Annotated in this window: 21 protein-coding genes and 1 pseudogene; 6 read left to right on the top strand and 16 right to left on the bottom strand. The window is 61.9% G+C overall.

The features are described from left to right. Positions 1–69 precede the first annotated feature (69 nt). The gene (locus NKH21_RS23305) at positions 70–591 is read right to left on the bottom strand and encodes a helix-turn-helix domain-containing protein (protein ID WP_352668776.1); all 522 of its coding nucleotides are present in this window, start codon (positions 589–591) and stop codon (positions 70–72) included. Between NKH21_RS23305 and NKH21_RS23310 the strand changes: the two genes are divergently transcribed. Both NKH21_RS23310 and NKH21_RS23315 read left to right on the top strand, forming a co-directional pair. Beyond that, positions 569–997, top strand: a complete 429-nt coding sequence (locus NKH21_RS23310) for a hypothetical protein (RefSeq protein ID WP_352668778.1) — start codon at positions 569–571, stop codon at positions 995–997. The two genes, NKH21_RS23305 and NKH21_RS23310, sit on opposite strands and share 23 nt — an antisense overlap. Before the next feature lie 245 nt (positions 998–1,242). Continuing rightward, the gene (locus tag NKH21_RS23315; protein WP_352668780.1) at positions 1,243–2,130 is read left to right on the top strand and encodes a LysR family transcriptional regulator; all 888 of its coding nucleotides are present in this window, start codon (positions 1,243–1,245) and stop codon (positions 2,128–2,130) included. 439 nt (positions 2,131–2,569) lie between these two features. On the opposite strand, the gene NKH21_RS23320 is transcribed toward NKH21_RS23315, so the two are convergent. Continuing rightward, positions 2,570–3,214, bottom strand: coding sequence for a hypothetical protein (locus tag NKH21_RS23320; protein WP_352668783.1), 645 nt, complete (start codon positions 3,212–3,214; stop codon positions 2,570–2,572). Between the two features lie 492 nt (positions 3,215–3,706). Between NKH21_RS23320 and NKH21_RS23330 the strand changes: the two are divergent. Together NKH21_RS23330 and NKH21_RS23335 are read left to right on the top strand one after the other, a co-directional pair. Then, positions 3,707–3,916, top strand: a pseudogene (locus tag NKH21_RS23330) (hypothetical protein); the annotation flags it as partial. Between the two features lie 239 nt (positions 3,917–4,155). Further along, positions 4,156–5,073 (top strand): hypothetical protein, encoded by a 918-nt coding sequence (locus NKH21_RS23335; protein ID WP_352668785.1) that lies wholly within the window; start codon positions 4,156–4,158, stop codon positions 5,071–5,073. 749 nt (positions 5,074–5,822) lie between these two features. Here the strand turns inward: NKH21_RS23335 and NKH21_RS23340 are convergent. After that, positions 5,823–9,248: an acyl-[ACP]--phospholipid O-acyltransferase gene (locus NKH21_RS23340; RefSeq protein WP_352867772.1), complete on the bottom strand. Its 3,426-nt coding sequence runs from the start codon at positions 9,246–9,248 to the stop codon at positions 5,823–5,825. Positions 9,249–9,910: 662 nt separating this feature from the next. On the opposite strand from NKH21_RS23340, the gene NKH21_RS23345 reads away from it, so the two are divergent. Continuing rightward, complete coding sequence (locus tag NKH21_RS23345; protein WP_352867774.1) at positions 9,911–10,297, top strand: hypothetical protein; 387 nt, start codon at positions 9,911–9,913, stop codon at positions 10,295–10,297. Then, entirely contained in the window at positions 10,294–10,818 is a 525-nt protein-coding gene (locus NKH21_RS23350; RefSeq protein ID WP_352668789.1) for an RES family NAD+ phosphorylase, read from the top strand. Before NKH21_RS23345 ends, NKH21_RS23350 begins: the two co-directional genes overlap by 4 nt. A 54-nt stretch (positions 10,819–10,872) precedes the next feature. Here the strand turns inward: NKH21_RS23350 and NKH21_RS23355 are convergent, their stop codons facing one another. From NKH21_RS23355 to trbB, 13 genes are all read right to left on the bottom strand, one after another. Beyond that, the gene (locus NKH21_RS23355) at positions 10,873–11,046 is read right to left on the bottom strand and encodes a hypothetical protein (RefSeq protein WP_352867777.1); all 174 of its coding nucleotides are present in this window, start codon (positions 11,044–11,046) and stop codon (positions 10,873–10,875) included. Next, the gene (locus NKH21_RS23360; RefSeq protein ID WP_352668791.1) at positions 11,047–11,565 is read right to left on the bottom strand and encodes an SMC-Scp complex subunit ScpB; all 519 of its coding nucleotides are present in this window, start codon (positions 11,563–11,565) and stop codon (positions 11,047–11,049) included. Between the two features lie 397 nt (positions 11,566–11,962). Beyond that, a complete protein-coding gene (locus tag NKH21_RS23365) occupies positions 11,963–12,190 on the bottom strand; it encodes a DUF2274 domain-containing protein (protein ID WP_352668793.1) in 228 nt (75 codons plus the stop codon). Next, positions 12,187–13,398, bottom strand: coding sequence for a TraB/TrbI/VirB10 family type IV secretion system protein (locus NKH21_RS23370; protein WP_352668795.1), 1,212 nt, complete (start codon positions 13,396–13,398; stop codon positions 12,187–12,189). Before NKH21_RS23370 ends, NKH21_RS23365 begins: the two co-directional genes overlap by 4 nt. Beyond that, positions 13,395–14,459, bottom strand: coding sequence for a P-type conjugative transfer protein TrbG (trbG, locus tag NKH21_RS23375; RefSeq protein ID WP_352668797.1), 1,065 nt, complete (start codon positions 14,457–14,459; stop codon positions 13,395–13,397). Before trbG ends, NKH21_RS23370 begins: the two co-directional genes overlap by 4 nt. Next, positions 14,456–15,142 (bottom strand): conjugal transfer protein TrbF, encoded by a 687-nt coding sequence (gene trbF, locus NKH21_RS23380; RefSeq protein ID WP_352668800.1) that lies wholly within the window; start codon positions 15,140–15,142, stop codon positions 14,456–14,458. The genes trbG and trbF overlap by 4 nt, the downstream gene beginning before the upstream one ends. Next, positions 15,139–16,509, bottom strand: coding sequence for a P-type conjugative transfer protein TrbL (trbL, locus tag NKH21_RS23385; protein WP_352867782.1), 1,371 nt, complete (start codon positions 16,507–16,509; stop codon positions 15,139–15,141). The genes trbF and trbL overlap by 4 nt, the downstream gene beginning before the upstream one ends. Next, positions 16,506–16,874: a putative entry exclusion protein TrbK-alt gene (gene trbK-alt / locus NKH21_RS23390; protein WP_352867785.1), complete on the bottom strand. Its 369-nt coding sequence runs from the start codon at positions 16,872–16,874 to the stop codon at positions 16,506–16,508. Before trbK-alt ends, trbL begins: the two co-directional genes overlap by 4 nt. An 11-nt stretch (positions 16,875–16,885) precedes the next feature. After that, complete coding sequence (gene trbJ / locus NKH21_RS23395; RefSeq protein WP_352668806.1) at positions 16,886–17,635, bottom strand: P-type conjugative transfer protein TrbJ; 750 nt, start codon at positions 17,633–17,635, stop codon at positions 16,886–16,888. Continuing rightward, positions 17,632–20,139 (bottom strand): conjugal transfer protein TrbE, encoded by a 2,508-nt coding sequence (gene trbE / locus NKH21_RS23400; protein ID WP_352668809.1) that lies wholly within the window; start codon positions 20,137–20,139, stop codon positions 17,632–17,634. Before trbE ends, trbJ begins: the two co-directional genes overlap by 4 nt. A gap of 10 nt (positions 20,140–20,149) precedes the next feature. After that, a complete protein-coding gene (locus tag NKH21_RS23405; RefSeq protein ID WP_352668811.1) occupies positions 20,150–20,413 on the bottom strand; it encodes a VirB3 family type IV secretion system protein in 264 nt (87 codons plus the stop codon). Then, a complete protein-coding gene (locus tag NKH21_RS23410; RefSeq protein WP_352492921.1) occupies positions 20,413–20,676 on the bottom strand; it encodes a TrbC/VirB2 family type IV secretion system protein in 264 nt (87 codons plus the stop codon). Before NKH21_RS23410 ends, NKH21_RS23405 begins: the two co-directional genes overlap by 1 nt. A gap of 74 nt (positions 20,677–20,750) precedes the next feature. Then, positions 20,751–21,716, bottom strand: coding sequence for a P-type conjugative transfer ATPase TrbB (gene trbB / locus NKH21_RS23415; RefSeq protein ID WP_352867794.1), 966 nt, complete (start codon positions 21,714–21,716; stop codon positions 20,751–20,753). Positions 21,717–21,839 lie beyond the last annotated feature (123 nt).

Below are 21,839 nucleotides of genomic sequence, written 5' to 3' on the forward strand. Positions count from 1 at the left end.
CCGGCGGCCCGCTATCGCGTTGGCGGCCGAGTAGCCGCGCGCTGGAGTGGCTGTTCCGACGGCCCCTGGCTAGGGCGACGGGGCAGCCACTTCGTCCTCCATGTCGAGGGATTCTTCGACTGCCCTTGGGTTCCGGGCAATGGTCCATAGGAGCGTATTCGCCGCCGCATCCGGTTCCGAGCGACCTTGCTCCCAGTTTCGAAGCGTTGCCAGATCGAGGCCATACCTCACGGAGAACGCCTCCTGGGACAGCTTCGTGCGATCCCGGACTTCGCGAACGCTTATCGGCCGCGGCGCATGAACCTTCGCGATCACTCCTGCGGACGAGAGTTCATCCTTCAGTGCCCGAAGGTCGTCGACGCAAGGAACCGTCACGAATGCCTTGCCTTGATCAACCATCGCCGTGAGGACCGCGTGGGCCGTCCTCAGCGGCAGCTGTCTTCTGACGAGAGCCCGAGCAGCCTCAGGAGTATTCGCGCCGTGTAGAAAGCTGAGGCTCAGCCGGACGGGAGAGCCTGACGACACCCGGACGACGTCCCGGGTTCGCACCCGTTGTCCGAACCGCTCCATGAACTTCGATGTAGTCGACATTAAGCTTCTCCGCGATCATTCGACCGAGCTTGCGCAATTTGGACCAACCCCACTGGACCTGGGCATCGCCCCCAATATGGAGGTCACGGACCACCAGATGGTTGCTGCCCATGTCCACGTCCCCCAAGAGCTGAAGCACGCCATCGGGCGTGACGACATCAAAGAGGAGGCATGGGTCCTCCGAAATGTCAGTGTCCAGAATGAGTTCGATGTCATCGGGCTGCACACGCGATCTCTACGCAAGTTGCTTATAGCAAGTATGTCGGGTGCTGGCGAGCGTCAAGGCCTAACCGATCCCCGCTTGGCGGGGTGCTGGCAACGTCCGAATCGTGCCACCTTGGCCCAGTCTACGCTAATCGACCGGGAGAAGGGGACAGATGCCGCACCATATATTGTGGCCACCTGAGCGAACGGGATAAGCGGTCCAATTGGTACGTCAAATACTGGACTAGATACAGCAACACTCCCAGAGCGCGGTTGGCCATGCGGACAACCGTTCCGAAACCAGTGCGCCATGGACCGTGTCTTCATCATTGTTCTTGTAAGGAGGGTTGGACTGCTCACCCTGTGTCAATACTGAGATTTGGCGATAGCCCGCAGCGGCCAAAAGCGCTCAAACGCGTCTTGTCGCCAACTTGACTTTGAGCAGTGATGCGGAGTTCCATCCAACTTGCGACCCTCAATTATGCACTTGTGGTCGCGGAGGAGGGCAGCTTTCTTCGCGCCTCCCGACGCACAGGGATCGATCACACCGCGCTCAGCCGGCGCATCCGCGACCTGGAATTCGCGGTAGGTACGAGGATATTCCATCGCCATGCTCGCGGCGTCGGCCCAACCCCGGCCGGCGAACGCTTCCTGGAGCGTCTGCGCTCCGTGCTGCTCGAGCTCGACAACACGCTCACTCTGGCCAGGTCCGGCACCAAAGATGACCAACAAAAACTTTCCATCGGCTCCAACGGGATCATCCTCGCCGGGCGAGCCTTGGATGCAATCATCGAGTTCGGGCAATCTCATCCCAATGTGACCGTCAGCTTGACGGAGAGTCCTTACCCTTCGCCTGAGGCTGCTCTGGGTGCCACCCAGGTCGACGTGGTCGTGACCTCCTCCTCCCGGTTTACCGGCGGCGCGTTCGAATTGACGCTGTGGAAAGACACTCTGGCTGTCGTTCTTGCCTCAAATCATTCCCTCGCCAGCCGTTCCCTGATCGAGTGGCACGAGTTGCACCAGGAGACGTTGCTGGTGCGCAGGGGCGAAGCATTTCAGCTCGCCGACGCTGTTGGACGCGGCGTGGAGCTTCCTCCAATCGTCGAACATCACGTCAGTGCGGGCATCCTTTTGCGCCTTGTCGGAAACGGGCTTGGAGTCGCACTGATCCACGATCGAGATGCCGACAGTGTTCCTCAGGATGCGGTCTGTCGCAAGCTGCGGATCGGCGGCAAACCAATCCAGATATCCAGTTTGGCCCGCTGGCGCCCCGACAACGCCAACCCTGCCCTGCCGACCTTCATCTCATTCCTGCGCGATCGGTATTCGTGCTGACGGTCATCCGACCGGCATGACCCGAACAGTCGACCGGTTTCGGCGTGCGTTGGGGCCTGGCGAACGAACGCTCTCGTTTCAGCATCGGTGCAGTCGATCCGGCTTTGCGAAAGTCCGCGATTTCCCAAGCGGTGCGATCGACGAGGCAACTAAAGCCGTTCGTCCCTTGCCGGGAAAGGTGATGGCCCGACTTGGGGTCAAGGAGATAAACGGATCCTTCGTCCCGCACAATTGGCAGCAATGCGCTCAAGGCAAATTCCGTTTCGAGCTTCGCCGGCAACGCATCGAGCATTGTCTCGGTGGCTTTTGGCTCGGCCGATGCCTTTCGAATTTGCGTTTGTCGCTCTCCGATGGAGAGTTTTTCGCGATAGATCGTGCGAAACCCGCCAAACTTCCGGATGATGGGGGAGTTGCTAACTTCTCGAAACGGTTCGGGCCTTCAACTCTGCTCTGTCTGCCGGCTGATCCGACCAATATCCTCGAACGCCGAGCGGATTTGGGGCCAGGGAAACTCCGCATCGCCCTCAGACGACTGACCTTCCTTGAGCACTGCATCAAGCTTGGCTGCCACACCGGCAACGGTAGTGGCAGGCGTTTCGGACAATACCTTGAGCAACTCCTCCGCTTGGTCGGCCGCCTCGCGTTCAGCAAGCATCGCGGCGGAATACCCAATTTCCTTGTCGGCGGCATCCCAGCGCGCCTGATGGGCCGCAAAGTCGGCTTCAGCCTTCGTGCGGGCCGCCGCGTGGATAGGCTCGGCGCCTACCACTTCGCTAAGTTCCTTAAGTGAATGTAGCGTCACCCTATCGCCGTTCGACTGCAGGATCACCGCACACGGAAAGCCAACAGTCTCGGCAAGCGTCCGCTCCAGCCGCTGTTGCTCTCGGCAAAGTCGTTCGGTCAAGTTGTGGGCATCCCGCCACTTGCGCCACGCCGTTAAAGCAGGATCGGCGCGCTCGTCCTTTTCCAAGTCTTCGCGCGCGGGCTCCGTTGGCTGTGGTCCCACCATTGCAATTGCCGTTCGCGCAACGACCCTCTTGCGCGTGACGAAAGACAAAGTCGTGTTATTGTCGGAATCACCCATGATCCGAGCTCCTGACAGCTTTGGTTGTGGTTAGGCCGAACGACGTGTTGACGCACGTCGTTCGGCTGCGAAGCGCAACCACGATTTACGTACATACCGTACATTACGGACAGACCGATTGTCAAACACGCCTGACCCTGTTGACACCAAAACTGAGCGCTTCGAGTTGCGACTCTCGAGCGACTTGCTTGCTCGCGTTGACGAATGGCGTCGAAAGCAGCCCGATCTTCCCAGTAGATCGGAGGCGTTCCGCCGGCTGGTGGAGGTTGGGCTAGCCGCTAGATAGTTGGGCGATCCAGTACTGCCTATCTCGCTTGCCAGCCGCCGGGGCAAGGGGCGTCGATCTGTGTTCGGTCACTTTAGCCGCATTTGAGGACAACCGTCATTCTGCAAACCGAGTCACGTCCATTCCAAGAGAATTCCATGGTCTGCCTCCGGCGCTGTTTCACCGGCGCAGAATGTGCAGCCGAGTCGCCACCCCCTGCCTGACCCATGCAGCGCTACAAGGGCCTTGGTGAAATGGACGCCGAGCAGCTCTGGGAAGCGATACTCTACTCGAATGTCCGCTCGCTCTTACAGATCAAGGTCAACGACGCGACCGATGCGGACTCATTGTTTTCGCGACTGATGGGCGACGAGGCCGAGCCAAGGAGCGAATTCATCCAGGAAAACGCACTGTCGGTTGCCAACCTGGATATCTGAGCCGCGATCCAGAATACCTAACCGGAAGGCACGAAGTGCATCCTGGCGCATCATGGCGGCTGCTGCATCGCAACAAAGATGACCGAGGAACACCCGGAACGGAAAGTCTTTCAAGGCATTGTAGTTAATCACAATCGCCGCAGGAGGCATCCATGGGACGTGGCATTTTGCTCTGGCTTCTCGGAGTCCCGATTCCGATCATTATTCTGATTATGCTGTTTGCAAGGTAGGGGGCTTCCATGCCGTCCACCCTAACGACTGTCGACGTTTCCGCACCGACGGAATCCTCTTCCCCCGCCGTCAGCTGGGGACCAATCGTCGCCGGCGCCTTTGCTGCGTCGACGCTTACCTTCATTCTGATGCTGCTCGGCTCCGGGCTTGGGCTGAGCATGGTGTCGCCATGGTCAGGTTCGGGTGCGTCAGTCACCACTTTCGCCGTTTCCACCGCCGTTTGGCTCATCATCGTGCAATGGCTATCTTCCGCTCTCGGCGGCTACCTTGCCGGGCGCCTGCGTACAAAATGGGTCGGCATCCACACCGATGAAGTCTTCTTCCGCGATACCGCTCACGGCTTCCTGGCCTGGGCGCTGGCGACGCTGCTCGTCGCCGGCGTGCTCGGCACAGCGCTTTCGGCCGCGATCGGCACCGGAGTCCAGGCTGCTTCGACTGTCGCATCCGGTGCGGCAATGGGGGCGTCTGCGGGGGCTGCTGCAAACGCCGGTGGCGCCTCGACTGACAACGCCACGTCGTATTTCGTCGATACGCTGTTCCGCCCGGCCGATCCGGCAAGGCTCGCTGCCGCCAGTCCGGAGAGCGACGCTGCGGCAACGGCGCAGGCATCGCGCATTCTGATCGCGAGTGCCGCAGCAGGCGAAATATCGGCCGACGACAAGACCTATCTGTCGCGGCTGGTGGCCGCCCGCACAGGTCTGTCCGAAGCCGATGCCACCGCTCGTGTCGATGCAGTAATCGCCAAAGCGCAGGACGCCAAGGTTAAGGCCCAGCAGGCGGCCGACACCGCCAGAAAGGCAGGCGCCACCTTCTCACTGATTGGCGCGCTGTCGCTGGTCGTCGGGGCCTTCATTGCGAGCGCGGCTGCAGCACTTGGCGGCAGGCAGCGCGACGATGAGGAAGCGATTTTCCTGACCAATCGTTGATCGGTGGCTTATGCAAGTTCGATCGTAAGGCCTGCCCGTCGATTTGATGGCGGATGACTAGTGGGCCGAGCATTCCGAGGCATGGTTGTACGGGCTTCGACGGCCTGCCGATTGGCGGTGAGCCAAAGCCGGTCAGCGATACGCTGGAAGGCGACCCCGACGAGGTTGAGGTGGTCCAGCGCCAACCTTGAAAGGCGCATTGCGCCACGCCTTTCACGCGCCGCACAGGTTAGTCCTCCTACAAGAAACTCGGTACGGGGCGACGAAGCGGGCCGGTGGCCACCCCGGCAACCAGGCGAAGGCGCCCTATCTGAATTCCGATGCGCGAATGCGTCGATCAAGCTTGCCCAACATCATATTCGTGCATCCCGACCTTCTTCACCTGAGCCCGCAGTTCGGCTGGTGGGGCGATGCACTTCGAAAAGCTTCCAGGAACCGCAGTCGATCGCGAATTGCAGAACCGTTCAACGACCTATGGGGCCGGAACCGGACTGTCAGCTTTCAAGATGACTGGACAAGATAGCCGGCCCTTGCGTGCAGGCTCGTCTGACCGCTGTGCGGCGCTTTGCTGCCATTCGAAGGATGGGAGATGAAGGTCTCCAATCAGGCGCAAAACTGCCGTTCCCTTCGTAATAGATATAAGCCGGCTTCAATTCAGAACCGACCTCGGCCAAGGCCTATCTTCGAGCCAAGACGACCTTCGTTGCATGTGATTGGGCAAACGGGCCGACTTCCTCGGTCGGCTATTGTCAAGCCGCCTGGGTTTTCATGTCTTCGCCGCTAACCATTTTTGTCACAGCGGAGAAATCGAGCTTGCCTGAGCCCAGGACAGGCACTTTCGCAACGACGCGCACCTCGGCCGGCACCATCAGGTCCATGGCGCCGTTCGCCTTGGCGAAGGCCAGGAATTCGGCACGCGTAGCGTTGGCCGCCTCGGTAATGAGGACCAGCTTTTCGCCCTTGCGCGCATCTGGCAGGGCGGCGACCGCCGAGAGCGAGCCTTTCCACAATTCACCCGCCAGCGCCTCGACGGCGGCCAGCGAGATCATCTCGCCACCGATCTTGGCAAAGCGCTTGGCGCGGCCGCGAATAGTGATGAAGCCGACGTCGTCGACGGCGACGCCGTCGCCGGTGTCATGCCAGCCGTCTTCGAGCGGCTCGAGCACGCCCGGCTTCTCGGTGCGCAGATAGCCTGCCATGACGTTGGGCCCCCGCACGAACAGCCGTCCGCCATCCTCGACGCCAGGCACCGGGTCCAGGCGATACTCCATACCCGGCATGATTTTGCCGACACTGCCGGATCGGTTGTACATCGGCGTGTTGATGGAGATCACGGGCGCGGTTTCGGTCACGCCATAGCCTTCGAGGATGCGCAGGCCAAACTTTTCCATGTAGGTGGCGCGGGTCGAAGGCTTGACCGGTTCCGCTCCGGCAAAGCAATAGCGCACTGAGCGGAAGTCGTAAGGGTGTGCGGTGCGGGCATAGCCGGCAAGAAACGTATCGGTGCCGAAGATGATCGTTGCGTTCGAGGCGTAAACCAACTCCGGCACGATCCGGTAGTGCAACGGCGAGGGGTAGAAATAGACCGGCACGCCCGAGATCAGCGGCAGCACTGTGCCCGCCGTCATGCCGAAGGAATGGAAGATCGGCAGCACATTGAAGACCTTGTCGCCCGAATGGAAGTCGATACGCGAGGCCGCCTGCGCGGCATTGGCCAGGATGTTGCGGTGGGTGAGCACCACGCCCTTCGGCGTGCCTTCGGAACCTGAGGTGAACAGGATCACCGCTGGATCTTCGGACTTGCGGGCGACCCGGGGTGCGCTTTTGCGCAAAAGGGCGAGCAGCTTGTCCTTGAGACCAATGGTGGCCCGCAGATCATCGAGCCAAACGATGTCGACCGATCGGCCGAGTTCCTCGATCACGGCGCCGAGTTTCGCTTGTTCGACAAAGGCGCGCGAGGTCAGCACCGTGCGCACCTCGGCGGCTTTGCAAGCGGAGACGATGTTGGCTGCACCGGCAGTGAAGTTCATCATCGCCGGAACCTTGCCGGCCGACATGACGCCGAGCAGAGTCGCGCAGGCGCCGTTAGCGTTGGGTAGCATGATACCGAGCGTCTGCTGGCCGGCAAACAGATTCTTGAATTTCTCGCCAAGTATGGCGGCGGCTGTCAGCAGCTTGCCGTAGCTCAGCGAACCGGTGACCGGGTCCTGCACGGCAAGCTGCTTCATGCCGCGTTCGTTCGCCGTCTGGATGATCCTCTCCAGCACGGTCTTGTCGATGTCCTGGGTGCGGAAGACGAGATCCGACATGACCTGGTAGAGGGCAGCGCCCGCCGCGGCACGGCGGTTCCGACCCTTCAGATCCTGCGCTACTCGAAGTTTGACGGGCTCCAGAATGGTCACCTTGACCTTCGGGAACAGCCGGCGGCGAACATGCTGCGAGGTCAGCCGCGAAAAATAGCTCTTCTCCAGCCCGTCGATGCGCACGGGCACGACCATCGAGCCGGTCTTGTCGGCCACCATAGCGGCACCGTCATAGACCTTCATCAGGCCGCCGGTCACGGTGATCCGGCCCTCGGGGAAGATGACCAGCGGATCGCCGCCTTGCACGACCTTGATAAGCGTGCGGGTCGACATCGGCTTGGCCGGATTGAGCGGCAGGGCGCGCGCAAGTTTCATGAACGGCTTCATCCACCAGGCCTGGGCGATAGTGTAGTCTATGGCAAACACCGGCTCCTCATCGGTCAGCGTCAAAGCCAGCGGACCGTCGAGAAAACTGACATGGTTGAGCGCCAGGATGGGTGCCGGGCCGGCCGCCTTGAGGTTCTCCAGCCCCTCCACCTCCAGCCGATGGAAGGCTCGGAACAGAATGGAAACGAAATCGCGGAAGGCGTTTGTCGGCAGGTATTTCAGCATCAGCCAGGCCGCGACCACGTTGAGAGCGGCGAGACCGAAAAGGATACCTCCAGTGGAGACGCCCGCTGCTTGAATCGCGGCGACGAATATGCCGCCCACCGTCATGAAGCCTGCATTCACGATGCTCACCGCGGCGACCACGCGAGCGCGGCTGGCTTCGGGCGCCCAGGCTTGCACGGCGGCGAAGGTCGGCACGACAAGAAAGGCGCTGGCAATAGCCATGCCGGCAAGGTCGATCGCAACATGGACCGTGTTTGGTCCCGCGAAGAATGTTGCGAGCGTTTCGGCCCTGGGCGAGGGCTGCATGCTCCAGATGGTCCAGGCCAGGTCCAAGCCGAATAGTGCCATCAACGTCGTGCCAACCGGGGCTGGCAAGAGCACGATGCGGCCCTGCGACATCCATGCAGCTATGGCAGAGCCAATGGCGATTGAGACGGCGAACACCGCTAGATAGGCGGTGACAGCGATTTCTCCGCCACCGAGCGAATCCTTGACCAACGTAGGCAGGATCGAAAGGACGATGGCCCCGATCAGCCAGAACCACGACGTCATCAGTCCGGCGCGCCAGATCCGCTTGTCGGCACGCAGGCCGTTAACCTGTCGCCACGTCGAGCGAAAGATGTTCCTGTCTATAACCAGTTCGGGTGCAGCAGAACCGGTTGACGGAATGTATCGGCTGACAAACCAGCAACCGATGGCGAGGATCATCATCATCGGCCCGAAGACCGAGACACCTATGCCATCGGCCGAAACGACGCCTCCGGCGATAGTGCCGCCGAGGATGGCGGCGAAGGTTGCCGATTCGATCCAGGCATTGGCGCGAGGCAATTCCTTGCGCTCGAGATGGTCCGGCAGGATGCCGTACTTGATTGGTCCGAACAGTGCCGAGATGATGCCGAACATCAGCAACGCCGCCATCAGCACCGGAATAGACGACAGCGCGATCCCGACGACTGCGACAGCAGCTGCGGCAATCTCGGTGAATTTCAGCCGACGGGCGATAAGCGCCTTGTCGAACCGGTCGGCGATCTCGCCACCAAGGGCAGACAGGAGCAGGAAGGGAGCCATGAAGACGGCACCTGCCAGAGTGACCAGTGATGCTGCCGTGTCCGCGGCCAGGGTGAACAGAATAAGGAACACCAGCGTGTTCTTGAGGAAATTGTCGTTGAAGGCGGACAGGAACTGCGTCCAGAAGAGAGGCGCAAACCGCCGTGACGTCATCAGATGACTGTTTGTATGGCCGTTCGTGGCGATTTCCATAGCGGCGACTTCCATTGGGTAGACTGTTGATCCTCGATCAGCGGCCTTGCGCGGATTGAGCTCTTGTAGCGAGAACCCGGTTACACTTCGTTACTGCGGCTCGCATCGATCAGCGGCTTTGGGTCTTGGCGACTTCCGGCCGGTTCATGAACCGGCTTGCCTCTTCCGCCTCTCGCAGGGTTTGGTGATGCTGATCGAGGGATCTTGGAGGCCTGGTCGCGGCCGAACCCATTGGCGGGAGCCCTTGCCCCATGAATTTGATGCGGTCGTCATCCAAGCGGCCATTGCGAAAGTGGCGTGGTCAATGTGTGCAGGCGCTTGAACCCGTGGGAGCGTAGCTGTTGGAGGTTTGGTGCCTTTTGGTTTTAGGTCTAGGTTGGGCCGGCCTTGGTCTGTTTCAGGTTAGATACAATCAAGCCTGTCTCGCGCATAGTTCGGGTCGACCGCTCCACGCGCACCTGCGACCTCCGGCGCGGGCTCGGCATTAGGGCAGTGCAATGCTGCTTTAATGACCGAGATGGGCGCATTGCTGCCGCTAGCTAGCATCCGCTACGAGGATGGGGAAGGACGAGCAGTGCGCTGGAACAGCGCCAAGCTCTGTTCACTTGCTATGCCTAGAAATGTGCATATATTGTGCGTATGAGAGAGGTCGGAGATTTGTTATGACCCAGGCACAGCTCGCACGATCGAAAGTGGTCTCAGGTTTTGTCGACAGTCTGCAGGAGCCGCGAACGCCTTATATCTCGCCGAAGCGCCTGTCGCAGGCGCTGGGCGTCAAGGTGGCCAACCTGGCGCAATTAACCGGCGTCCACCGCAACACGCTCCGTAACCCGTCATCGGAGCGACTGCAGGGTCGGATGCGCGAGATGGTGAAGGTGATTTCGGCCGCAACGGAACTCACCGGCGACATCAAGAAGGCGATCTTTTGGTACCGCAATGAACCGATTGCCGACTATGGCCATCGCACGGCTGCCGAACTCGTCGCGGACGGCCAGGTCGAGGCGGTTGTGGCCTTTATCCGAGATCTCGAGAACGGGGCGCGCGGGTGAAGGTCACCCGCGTCGGGCCGGACGAGATCTTCCATCGCTATCTGACACCCAAATGGGCCTTCCTGCCCACCAGCGGTGCAGGCGCAGCGATCGACGGCGGTCGTTTCAACCGGCCAGGCGTCGAAGCGCTTTACTTATCCCTCGCCCCTCAGACAGCGTTGGAGGAATACAAGCAGGGCGCCAGCATCACCCCGCCGGCCACTCTTGCCGCCTACAAAATCACGCTTTCCGAGGTCGCCGATCTTTCGCAGGGGTTCGATCCAAATGCCTGGGATAGTGACTGGAAGGAATGGGATTGTGGCTGGCGCCAGATCGCTCGCATTGACAGAAAGATACCTTCATCCTGGAAGCTTGGGGACCTGGTCATTACAACCGGGCTTCGCGGTATCCTGTTTCCGTCGCTGCGCCATGCCGGCGGCACCAACTTGGTGATCTTTTCAGCCAACCTGGTCGAAGGCGACAAGGTCGCGGTCCATGATCCCGATCACCGGCTGCCGCACGATCAGTCATCGTGGCCCTGAGTTGCTAGCTGTCGTAAGCAACCCGTTTTTCGATCAGTACAGAGCGCCTCATCCTCAACGACGCCTGTCGTTGGCTCGCCCTCTTCGCCGTCGCTTCCCCCGGCTAAGACCGATCGGTATATCCTCGGCCAGCAGCTTCTCCTTCGACAGCAGCCCTGCGTACTCGAGAGCCGGCAGCTGGCGCAGCGTGTCGAGCCCGAACTGCGACAGGAAAGTCTTCGTCGTCACCTAGGTCTGTGGCGCGCCTGGCTGCGGGTCGCGCGATCCCGAGGCGATAAGGTCCTGCGCGCGCACACGCCGATCAGGTCGCGCGACACCTCCTTGCCGAAAAAAGCTCGACAACTCACCCCGGGTGGTCGGCTGGAAATAGGCAATGCACATCAGCACAAGAGCCTCCGCCTGCGACAGTTCTTTTGACCCCTCTCTCGCAGTGCCGCCAAAGGCAGCGTGGGTGATATCTCCAAAGACCTTCTTGGCGCGGTGCTGCCGGCCGGCGACTGCGACCAGTTCGTAGCGGCGCTTGGCGAGCTCGGCGCGGATCTCGTCGGTGACCAGGTCGAGATCGCAGCTTTTGCCGACGACGCGTGCCAGCACCTTTCGTGTCACGTGTTCGCTGGCGGCGAAAACGACCGCTTCGACGCAGAGCGTCCATTCGCGCCAGCGCACATCGGCCGGCAGGTGCTCCAGTTCAATGTCCACCAATGCCGGCTGATCGCTTGCCTTGAGGCGGGCGGAGGCTTCGGCCATCGCTAGAGCCCAAACAGTCGGAACGAGGCGCGGCCGGTGAGCTCGCGCACGGTGGGACAGCTCGGCGGCCAGGCGGCACGCCTCCGCCGCCGCTTGAACCAGGGCCCGGCAAAACCGCCCGCTCAAGGGGGGCTCTCTTCAACGTCCGCTTAAAAGTGTCGGCCTTGTGTTTGTCGCTGCGATCACGATTCGCGCCAGATCGCGAAGGTGTGCCCCCCGCAGACGGCGACCGGCATAGACGTCTCGCTCATCTGCGTCCACTAGACTAGCCGCGGCACACAACCCCGCGATAGACCCGCTCCATGCGGACGGGGAGCAGACGATGATCGCGTGTGATTGGAGAAGGTGCGGGGTGGCTCTCTGTGCAGACTACCATCAGACCGATCGCTGGCTTTCATTATGCTGACTTCGTGTCAGAACGCATTCGGCCAAATGCCCTGTCCGTTGCCATGAAGCGTGCCAGCATCGGCGCGATCAGCTTTGTCGGATCTGCGATTGTCTGGCCGCTTTCACGGCCAAGCACATCGGCATAAGCGACAAGGTCGCGATGAACGGCGGCAGGCAGTTCGACCGTGATCTTGACCGGACGGTCATCGGGAATGGAGGAAAGTCTCAGCTTGGTCATGATGGATCCTTCGCGCCGTACGGCGCCAGCACCAGGTCGTGATTGACGATGACGCGAACCGGGAAACCGGGCCGCACGGTGAGCGTCGGCTGGACGTTGAGCTGATTGCGCACGAGCTGCTGGCCAATATCGGAGGCCGAACCCTGCGCGCTTTCGCGGATGGCCTTGGCGATTTCGCTTTCATCGTCGCTGGACCCAAGCGATGTCCCAATGCCCAGCAATGTCGAGAGTGCGGCGGCACGGAACATCTGGCCCCAATGATGGTCAACCTCGTCTTCAAGCCCGGAAAATCCTTCAGCATCTGCGCCCTGCTGGCGCTCCAGAACGATTGAAGTGCCGTCAGGCATGATCAGCCGGTTCCAGACCAGCAGCACGCGCGACTGGCCGAAGGCGACGTGGCTGTCGTACTGGCCGATCAGCCTCGCACCCTGCGGGATCAGGAGATGGGATCCTGTCGGGCTGTCGTAGACATTTTCCGTAACCTGAGCGGTGATATCGCCAGGCAGGTCGGAGCGGATGCCGGTGATAAGGGCAGCCGGAATGACGGTGCCGGCTTGCACCACATAGGGCGAGGCCTTCTCGGCGAGCCGATCGGGGCTGACAGTGCGACGGTCTGGCTCGGCATTGACGAAGGCGAGCTTGCCATCCTGCATGTTTTGCGCGGCACCAGGATCGATCGGTGGCGTCCGGGGAGGCAGAGTCAGACCAGATTGGGTGTCCGGTTCCGTGACTCTGCTGCCAGCACCCTGTCGTACCGGATCAGCTCTCGTGCTCGTATCGGTGAAAAGCTTCGCCACGCGTGCGGCCTCAATCTCGGCAAGTCGGCGCTGCTCCTCCGGATCGGTGCGCGGTCCACTGACATTGGATGCCCCATCCGGCTGGTCGCGTTCCTGAGCACGCAAGATCGGCCGGCCCAAATCGCCAGGCAGAGCGGGGCCGAGTTGCGGAACACCGGCATAGTCCTTCGGCAGCTTCTGTAGCCCGTCGGCCGTTGAGCGGTTTTCGGTGGTGAAGAGCTCGGGCGGCTGTTCGGTCCCACGCTGTCTGGTGTCGAGCGCCCAAATCAACGTGCCGAGGATCGCAGCGCTGGCAACTCCACCAAGGCCTATCAGCACCTTGCGCGACAGTCGCGTGACGCTCGCCGGTTCTGGCCGCAGGCGCAGTTCCGCTCGAATGTCCTGGTTGGGTGCGTTTGCAGGGTCGCTCATCGCAAAAGCCTCGTGCTGGGCGAGGTTTGTTTGCCGTCCGTGCGTACGATGCGGACGCGCTTTTCACTTGTTTTGTCGCCGAGCCTCAGTTCAGCGGCGGCAAACAGCCGATCCACGACATAGTAATTCTGGCGAGCACGGTAGTTGACCAGTTCGGAGCCCCCCGATGGGCCGATGACGAAGAGCGGCGGCATTTCGCCCTGCCCTATGCCTGACGGGAACTCGATATAGACTTTTGCACCGTCGTCGAAGGCGCGAAGCGGTCGCCAGGGTGCTGCGTCGCCTTCGATGCGGTAGCGGAAATTCAACTTCTGGATGTCGACGCCGGACGCAACCGGCTGTGCGGCGGAAGCCTGCGCGTTCTGCCGCCGCAGCGCAATCAGCTGGTCCTGCGGATACTGCCAGGAGACCGAGGCCATGTAGGTCTTTTCGGTCGAGCGCAGCTCGAGATGATAGGTGCGGCGATCGCTGTTGATGACGAGATTGGTCTGGAGATCCGGCCGTGTCGGCTTCACAAGAATATGGACCTGTTGGCGCTCCCCTGCCCCGCTTTGTGTGTCGCCAATGATCCAGCGCACCGTGTCGCCGGCGGCCACAGGCCCGGAGCCGACAAGCTGCTCGCCGGGCTGCAAGGCGATGTCGGTGACCTGGCCGGGCGCGGCATAGATCTGGTAGAGCGCGCCCTCACTCCAGGGATAGAGCTGGATGGCATTGACGAACCCGTCGCGAACCGGCTGCATTCTAGCTGCCTCGTTCGCCTGGCTGATCCGCTGCTTCGGATCGGTCGGCTCCGGCTCTACCTTCGCGGCGTCGACCGGTTTCAACTGACCCGGCAGCGGAAGCGGTTTCGGCACTTCCACCACCTTCACCGGACCAGGCAGGTCGACCTTGCGCACGGCCGGCACCGCATCGTCATAGGCGATCTGCGGCGGAATGTATTTCTTCGATGCACAGCCGGCGAGCGCCGTTGCCGACAGGAGTGCCAGGGCAAATATACGTGCCTTGGGCGCATTGCGCGTGTCCGGTCTCGCCGATCTTCTTGTACGTGCCGCACGCATCATGAAAGCTCCTTCGACCAGCTGATGGCATTGACATAGACGCCGAGCGGATTGGCTTTCAGCCGGTCGGCGTTGCGGGGTTGTTGGATCACGATCGTGAGGATTGCGGTCCAGCGCTCGGTGCCGGCCAGGTTGCCGTTCTCGTAGCGGCGCTCGATCCAGGCGACGCGGAAGGAATCGGGCGAAGCACGGATGACGCTGGAAACCTCGATCGCGATCTGGAGTTTGCCCACTTTGGCAAAAGGGTCGTTCAAGCGAGCGTAATCATTGAGAGAAGTGGCGCCACGATCCGTGGTGTAATCGTAGGCGCGCAGCCAATTTTGACGGACGATAACGGGGTCGGCCGGAATGCTTCTGACCTGTTCGATGAAGCGGGCCAGATGCCAGGCGATCTGGGGGTCGGTCGGCCGATAGTCGGCAACAGCCGGGGCGACAAGCTGCGCCTCGCCAAACTTGTCGACCTGAACCACCCAGGGAACCACCGAACCGCGCGTCGATTGCCAGACCAATGCAGATGCAAAACCGCCGGCCAGGACGAGCGAGCCGAAAGCCATCAGCCGCCAATTCTTCGCCTGGACGCGAGCCGAGCCAATGCGCTCGTCCCAAATCTGGGCTGCACGCTGATATGGCGTCTCTGGCTGAGGCGTTTTTGCGTAACGAACGAAAGGGCGTCTAAAGGGGGTCATCGGCGGTCGTCCTGATCGAGGGAAACATTCATCGAGCCGCCGCCATCATCACTCGAGTGGACCGAATGGGCGGCGATGCTGGCGCCATGGCTCATGGCCTGGCTACGTTTCATGCGTTTTGCCCATGCGGGCGGAGAGTCGGTACTGGCCTCGGTGGTCGGCCAGTCACCGGAGGAAGCGGTGCCCGACGAGTGCTCTCCACTCGTCGCAGTCCAAGCCGCAAAGCGGCCGGTCTCATAGCTGTCGGACAGCGCCGACGCAGCGCGCGACATGGCCTGCCTCACCGGTCGAACGGCAGCTCTGGCGCCAGCCCTGGCGACACCTGCCATGCCGCCGGCGACCGAGCCTGCACCGTCTGGTCCAGATGTCGCTACGCCAAGCTCCCAGGCGCCCGAAGTGCTGCCGGCCAGATGCGCGCCGCCGCGTGCGGCTGCTGCCGACATACGCGCACCTGCATTGAGTGCGCCTGCTGCGTCGCTCAATCCGGCGCGAGCACCCATAGCGCCAGCCACGCCAAGGCCGCCAGCGACGAGGCTCGTGCCAACAGCGGCACCTGCGCCCAGTTGCGGGGCACCAGAAACCAGCCCCGTCGCAATGCCAGGACCGAAGATCGACAGCCCCATCAGCGACAGAGCGCCGAGCACAAGCGACAGCGCATCCGTGATTGTGGGCTGTTCGGCGCCGAAGCCTTGGGTGAACTCGCCGAAAAGGCCCGAGCCGATGCCGACGATGACGGCAAGGACCAGTATCTTCACGCCGGAGGCAACGATGTTGCCAAGCACTTTTTCGGCAAGGAAGGCGGTCCGGTTGAACAGCGCAAAGGGGATCAGCACAAACCCGGCCAGCGTCGTCAGCTTGAATTCGACCAGCGTGACGAAGATCTGGACGGCCAGAAGAAAGAACGCGATCAGTACAATCGCCCAGGCGATCATCAGTACTACGATCTGGACGAAATTCTCGAAGAACGAGACGTAGCCCATCAGCTGGCTGGCGGCCCCGAGGATCGGATTGCCGGCATCGATGCCGACTTGCGCGACGCGGCCCGGCTGCAGCAATGCCGAGCCTGAAAGTGCCGAACCTCCAGCCTTCAGGCCGAGCCCGGAAAAGCTCTCGAAGACGATGCCGGCCAGACGATTGAAGTTGCCGATGATGAAGGCGAAGAAGCCGATATAGAGCGTCTTCTTCACCAGGCGATGCAGCACGTCCTCGTCAGCACCCCAGGCCCAGAAGAGGCCGGCGAACGTGATGTCGATGACGATCAGCGTGGAGGTCAGGAATGCCACCTCGCCGCCGAGCAGGCCAAACCCGGAATCGATGTAGCGAGTGAAAGTCTCGAGGAAGCGATCGATCACGCCGGTGTCGTTCATGGCGCCACCATTTCCGGATCGAGCCGGTCTTGAGCGCGAGGTGGTGTTGGCGGTTGGAGCGGCGGCAGGCGACCTGGGTCCTTTTCGATCGTCGGAGCCGCGTTTGGCGCTACGGGACGAGATGGCCGCAGAAAGCGTCGGCGGCCTTCAGCCCAGGCTTTCCTGCAGGCGTCGTCACTAATCGCCGCCATGCCGATGTCCCGGCATCGGGCAAGTTCGACGCTTGCCGGCTCGCCGCCCGGATGTGCCGAACGCGGGGAGGACGCGTCCTGCGAGCCGTCGCCGCGCAGCGCGATGAAGGCGGCGGTCATGGCGGCGCCAAGGGCGAGAACGGCTGTCATCCGGGCGGCGATCTTGAGATCCATGCCTCTTCGCCTCAGTCGTGGAACATTTTTACGGATGAGGCGCTGTAGCTGCTGCCCGTCATGAAACGGCTGAACTGTTCCCGCGCCTGCTCCTGCGCGGCAGCCCTCCTCGCCTGCTCAAGGGCCTCGGCCCTTCCTTGTGCCGCCAGCATCGCGGTGAGATCGGCAACTTGCTTGGCCTGGACGGCGAGGAGCTGGTTGCCGGCCTGCGTCGCCTGCAGCACGCCGACAGCCGACTGGCTGGCGCTGACCAGAGCACCCGTCTGCTCCTGTGTCCCTGCGATGTTGTCGACTGCGACGGCGCCCGTTTTCAGTGAATGCTCAAAGGCAGACACCGAGGTCTGCCAGCGTTGATGCGCACCCTCGACGAGCTGCTTGCTGGAGAGATCCGAACCGAAATTCGCGTAAGTGGAGGCAAACTGGCTCTCGATATCCTGGACGCTATAGGCCAGCTTCTCGGCCTCGCCGAGCAAGCTCTTCATCTGGGAAAAATTGCCCTCGATCTGGCCAAGCAGCGAGGTCGGCAGGGAAGTGAGATTCTTCGCCTGGTTGATCAGCATCTGCGCTTCGTTTTGCAGGGAGGTGATCTGGTTATGGATCTGCTCCAGGGCACGCGATGCCGAAAGCAGGTTCTCGGCGTAGTTCCTGGGATCGAACACGATCAGCGCCGATGCTGGTACCGATGACAGAGCCGTGGCGACCGCGATGGCGCCGGCTGCCGCCATGCGACCAATACGGCTGCGTGCAAGAATGGAATTCATGACGAAATCTCCTCGGTGGACTGCTCGATCATGTTGGTGAGACTTGGGATGAGGTCGGCCGCCCAGGAGAGGCCGCGATCCGCTAGCCAGGCCTCGAGGAAATGGTCTCGGCCGGCCTCGGCGATTATCCGATCGATCGCGGCCTGGTCCGATTTGGACGATGTGGCGCAGAGCGCCAGCGCGACCGGACCGAGACCCAGTTCGAACAGGCGATTGCCGCGGCGGCTTTGACAGAAATAGTCGCGCTTCGGTATCGCTCGGGCGATGATCTCGATCTGGCGATCGTTGAGCCCAAAGCGTCGATAGATCTCGGTGATCTGCGGCTCGATGGCGCGTTCGTTTGGCAAGAACAGCCGCGTCGGGCAGCTTTCGACTATTGCCGGCGCGATTGGCGATCCGTCGATGTCGGAAAGCGACTGCGTGGCGAAGACCACGCTGGCGTTCTTCTTTCTCAGCGTCTTCAGCCATTCGCGCAGCTGGTCGGCGAAACCGCCATCGTCGAGCGCCAGCCAGCCCTCGTCGATGAGCAGCAGTGTTGGCCGGCCGTCCATCCTCTGCTCGATGCGGTGGAACAGATAGGCAAGCGCCGCGGCAGCAGCACCGGTGCCGATCAGGCCCTCGGTTTCGAACGCCTGGACGGAGGCCTCGCCGAGACGCTCATGCTCGGCATCAAGCAGCCGGCCATAGGCACCACCGATACAGTAGGGACCAAGCGCCTGTTTCAGCGGCGAGGACTGCAGCAGCACGGACAGGCCAGTCAGCGTCCTCTCCTGGACTGGCGCAGAAGCCAGCGATGTGAGTGCCGACCACAGATGTTCCTTGACCTGCGGCGTGATGGTCACGCCCTCGCGCAGCAGAATGTCGACAAGCCAGTCGGCCGCCCAGGCCCGCTCTGGCGTATGATGGATGCGGGCAAGCGGCTGTAGCGACACGGTGTCAACGTCGTTCGACAGATCGGTCAAAGTGAGCAAGGGCAATGGATCGTCAGACCCCTGCCCGCTTGCGGTATTGCTTCCGAGATTGTGCCAATCACCATTCATGGCGAGCATGGCCGCGCGGATTGAGCCACCGAAATCGAAGGCAAAGACCTGGTTGTTTTTGTAACGCCGGAACTGAAGCGCGATCATCGCCAACAGGACCGACTTGCCGGCGCCCGTTGGGCCGACCACGAGGGTGTGGCCGACGTCTCCAACATGCAGGCTGAACCGGAACGGCGTGGCACCTTCCGTTCTGGCGAAGAACAGCGGCGGAGCGCCAAAATGGTCGTCCTCGATCGGACCTGCCCAGACCGCGGACAGTGGAATCATGTGCGCGAGGTTGAGCGTCGAAAGCGGGGGCTGGCGAATATTGGCATAGACGTGGCCAGGGATGCCGCCCAGCCAAGCTTCGACAGCGTTGACGCCTTCGGCGATGCAGGTGAAGTCCCTGCCCTGAACGATCTTTTCAACCTGACGCAGCTTTTCGTCGGCAATCGAGGGGTCGGCATCCCAGACAGTCACGGTGGCGGTGACATAGGCTTCGCCGATCTGATCTGAGCCCAGATCCTGGAGCGCCGCGTCGGCGTCGGCCGCCTTGTTGGCGGCATCCGTATCGACGAGGACGGACGCCTCGTTGGTCATCACCTCCTTGAGGATCGCGGCGACGGATTTCCGTTTCGCGAACCACTGACGGCGTATCTTCGTCACCAACTTGGTCGCGTCGGTCTTGTCGAGCATGATCGCCCGCGTCGACCAGCGGTAGGGGAAGGCAAGGCGATTAAGGTCGTCGAGAATCCCCGGGAAGGTCATCGTCGGGAACCCGGTGATGGTGAGTGTGCGCAAATGCGCATCGGCAAGCCTCGGCTCTAACCCGCCGGCCAACGGCTGATTGACAAGCAGGCTATCGAGATGCATCGGCGTTTCTGGCACACGAACGCGATGCCGCTTGGTCGAAATGGTTGAGTGCAGGTAACTCAGCGTCTCTTCATCGTCGAGCCAGTCAGCTTCGGGAACGAAGCCCTCGAGGAGGTTGAGCACGCGGTCGGTGCGATCGACAAAACTTTTCAGGAGCTCCCACGGATCGACACCGGTCTTTTCCCGGCCTTCGTAGAGCCAGCTCTCCATTCGCGACGCTTCCTCGGCCGGAGGCAGCCACACGAAGGTGAGGAAGTAGCTGCTTTCAAACAGCACACCGGAGTCTTCGAACTGTTCGCGACGCTCGATGTCGAAAAGTGCGGATGCGCAATCCGGGAACCGGCTCTCCGGGTAGCCGCTGGCGGGATTGCGCTGCGCTTCGACAAAAATTGCCCAGCCGGAGCCGAGCCGGCGCAGCGCGCCGTTGAGCCGCGCGGTTGTGCCGACGAGCTCCGCCGGCGTCGCGGAGTCCAGATCCGGCCCGCGAAAACGCGCCGTTCTTTGAAAACTGCCGTCCTTGTTAAGCACCACGCCCGGCGCCACCAGGGCGGCCCAAGGCAGATGGTCGGGGAGGCTGGCACTCTTCTTTCGGTATTCCGCGAGGTTCATCATGGCGAAAACCTCAACATCCGAAATGCGCGGGGTAGCGCAGGTGCCGGCGAACCACATCGACGAATTGCGCATCGCGCTTCGCCGCCCAGACGGCCATGAGATGCCCGACCCCCCAGATGACAAGCCCGGCGACCCACAAACGAAGTCCCAATCCGACCGCGCCGGCGAGCGTGCCGTTGGCAATCGCGACTGCACGCGGCGCGCCGCCGAGCAGGATCGGTTCGGTGAGTGCGCGATGAACCGGCGCGAAAAAACCACGAACCTCCTCCTCCATCAGATCAGCGCTCCGCCGCCGAAGGAGAAAAACGACAGGAAGAACGAACTTGCCGCGAAAGCGATCGACAGCCCGAAGACGATCTGGATCAGCCGGCGAAATCCGCCTGACGTGTCACCGAAGGCGAGCGACAAGCCGGTGATGATGATGATGATTACCGCCACAATCTTGGCAACTGGCCCCTCAATCGATTCGAGAATTTGCTGAAGGGGCTCCTCCCAGGGCATGGAGGAACCGGCAGCATGGGCGGGCGCAATCGTCATGATCGCGGCGGTCGCCGCATACGAAAGCTCGACGGCAAGTTTGCGGATAGCCAATGAATTGAAGCGGATCGGGGTCATTCTGAAGCTCCAAAGGGCGGGTAGTGATTCACGGTCAGTGTGGTCTCGAGATTTGCTTCCAGGGTGCGGTAGTCGCCGGTGGTCGGATCGAGCCCGTCGACCAGGGCGATCTCGACGAGCCGGCGCGCTGAGCCGCGGCCAGCGAGAACTGCGATGAGATCTATGGTTTCGCCAATAAGTGCGCGCGGAACCGTAACGACGGCCTCCTGCACCAGCTGCTCCAGTCGCCGCAGTGCGCCAAGGGCAGAATTGGCGTGGATGGTGCCGATGCCACCGGGATGGCCGGTGCCCCAGGCCTTCAGCAAATCGAGCGCTTCGGCGCCCCGTACCTCGCCGATCGGGATGCGGTCGGGCCGAAGCCGCAATGATGACTTCACTAGATCGGACAGCGAGGCGACACCGTCCTTGGTGCGCAGCGCTACAAGATTGGGCGCAGCACACTGCAGCTCACGCGTATCCTCGATCAGCACGACGCGCTCGGCGGTTTTAGCCACCTCCGCCAAAAGCGCGTTGACCAGCGTGGTCTTGCCCGTCGATGTGCCGCCGGCCACCAGCACGTTCTTCCGTGTCTCCACGGCAAGCTGCAGGAAGTCAGCCTGGCCTTCGGTCATGATGCCGGCAGCGACATAGTCCTGAAGCGTAAACACCGCGACTGCCGGCTTGCGGATGGCGAAGGTTGGCGCCGTGACAACAGGCGGCAACAGGCCCTCGAACCGTTCGCCGGTCCCGGGCAGTTCAGCCGAAACACGCGGCGAGCCCGAATGCACCTCGGCACCGACATGGTGCGCGACCAGCCTGACGATCCGTTCGCCGTCGGCCGCGATCAGTATTTCATTGCTTGCAACGAGCCCTTCCCTGAGACGATCAACCCACAGGCGACCGTCGGGATTGAGCATCACCTCGACAATGGCTGGATCATCAAGGAAGCGTGCGATGGCCGGGCCGAGGGCGGTGCGCAGCATGCGGGCGCCGCGCGATGCCGCTCCCTTGTTGGTATGATTGACGTTGCCCCCAGTTTCTATCCAGTTTTGAGTTCGTTTCCGGCGTGGGTTGTGCCCTGCTGGGCCGGTGAAGCGACGGGCGCT

The organism is Mesorhizobium sp. M1329, from assembly GCF_040318035.1.
Lineage (GTDB): Bacteria > Pseudomonadota > Alphaproteobacteria > Rhizobiales > Rhizobiaceae > Mesorhizobium.